General features: G+C 71.4%; 2 protein-coding genes. Both read left to right on the top strand.

Going from position 1 to position 1,819, the window contains the following annotated elements:
• Positions 1–707, top strand: a 707-nt coding sequence (locus tag IE249_RS35320) for a phosphopantetheine-binding protein (protein ID WP_229860016.1), incomplete at its 5' end; no start/stop codon positions are given.
• Positions 708–752: 45 nt separating this feature from the next.
• On the top strand, positions 753–1,819 hold a 1,067-nt coding region (locus IE249_RS35315; RefSeq protein ID WP_189711604.1), incomplete at its 3' end, for a beta-ketoacyl synthase N-terminal-like domain-containing protein.

Raw genomic sequence — 1,819 nt, 5'->3', positions numbered from 1 at the left:
TCGACGCGGCCGAGGGTTCGACGGAGGCCCTGCTGGTGCCGATGCGGCTGGACCTGCCGGGCCTGCGCGCCCAGGCGGGCAGCACCGGCATGCTCCCGCCCCTCCTCCGCAGCCTGGTCCGGGTGCCGGTGCGCCGAGCGGCGGCGACCGCCGCCACCGCCGCGCCCTCGGGAGCCCTGGTCGAACGCCTGGCCGCGCTCCCCGAGGCGGAACAGGAGGCGGTGCTGCTCGACCTGGTCTGCACCCATGTGGCGGCCGTGCTCGGTTACCCGGGCCCGGAAGCCGTGGACCCGGCGCGGTCGTTCAACGAGGTCGGCTTCGACTCGCTGACCGCCGTGGAGCTCCGCAACCGGCTCAACGCGGCCACCGGTGTCCGGCTGCCCGCCACGCTCGTGTTCGACTATCCGACGCCCACCGCACTGGCCGCCTTCCTCCGGGACGAGATCGCCCCGAGCGGAGCGGCGGCCGTGACGCCGCTGCTCGCGGAACTCGACCGCCTGGAGGCCTCCTTGACGGCGGTAGCCCTCCCGGACGACGACGGGCGTTCGCAGATCACCGCACGCCTCCAGGAACTCCTGGCCAAGTGGGGTGACGGCCGGAAGGCACCGGAGGACGAGACGGCCGCGGCCGAGGTCGCCGAGGAGATCGAATCGGCGACGGACGACGACCTGTTCGACTTCATCGGTAAAGAGTTCGGGATCTCCTGACGTGAACGGCTCGGCCTTTCTGGCTGCCGCGAGAGGGATGCACGTATGAACGAGGAAAAGCTCCGCTACTTTCTCAAGCGGGTGACGGCGGACCTTCATGAAACCCGGCGCCGCCTTCAGGAGGCCGAGTCGGCGGACCAGGAACCGATCGGGATCGTCGGCATGAGCTGCCGCTACCCCGGTGGCGTCCGCTCGCCGGAGGAGCTGTGGCAGCTGGTCCTGAACGGCCGGGACGCGATCTCGGGTTTCCCGACCGACCGCGGCTGGGACGTGGAGCGTCTCTTCGACGACGATCCCGATCAGCAGGGCACGAGCTACGTCAGCGAGGGCGGGTTCCTGCACGACGCCAACTACTTCGACCCCGCCTTCTTCGGGATCAGCCCGCGCGAGGCGGTGGCGATGGATCCGCAGCAGCGGTTGCTGCTGGAGACCACGTGGGAGGCGTTCGAGCGGGCCGGCATCGACCCGGCGTCGGTCCGGGGCAGCCGCACCGGGGTCTTCGCGGGCGTGATGTACCACGACTACACGGCTCGTCTGCGCGCCGTGCCCGAAGGGGTCGAGGGCTACCTCGGCACGGGCGGCTCCAGCAGCATCGCCTCCGGGCGCGTCGCGTACACCTTCGGTCTGGAGGGTCCGGCGGTCACTGTCGATACGGCGTGCTCGTCGTCCCTGGTCACCCTGCACCTGGCCGTGCAGGCGCTGCGCAACGGCGAGTGCTCGCTGGCCCTGGCCGGCGGTGTGACGGTCATGCCGACACCGGGCACCTTCACCGAGTTCAGCCGCCAGCGCGGGCTGTCCTTCGACGGCCGCTGCAAGTCGTTCGCGGCCGCCGCGGACGGCACGGGCTGGGGCGAGGGCGTGGGCATGCTGCTGGTGGAGCGGCTGTCCGACGCCCGTCGCAACGGGCACACGGTCCTCGCCGTCGTGCGTGGCAGCGCGGTCAACCAGGACGGCGCGAGCAATGGTCTTACGGCCCCGAACGGGCCCTCCCAGCAGCGGGTCATCCGTCAGGCGCTCGCCAACGCCCGTCTCACTGCCGCCGATGTGGATGTGGTCGAGGCGCACGGTACGGGTACGACGCTGGGTGATCCGATCGAGGCGCAGGCGCTGCT

It is taken from the genome of Streptomyces anandii JCM 4720 (assembly GCF_014650655.1).
Classification (GTDB): domain Bacteria; phylum Actinomycetota; class Actinomycetes; order Streptomycetales; family Streptomycetaceae; genus Streptomyces; species Streptomyces anandii.
The sequence above is the reverse complement of the archived record's forward strand: the minus strand, read 5'-3'. Positions and strand labels throughout refer to the sequence as shown.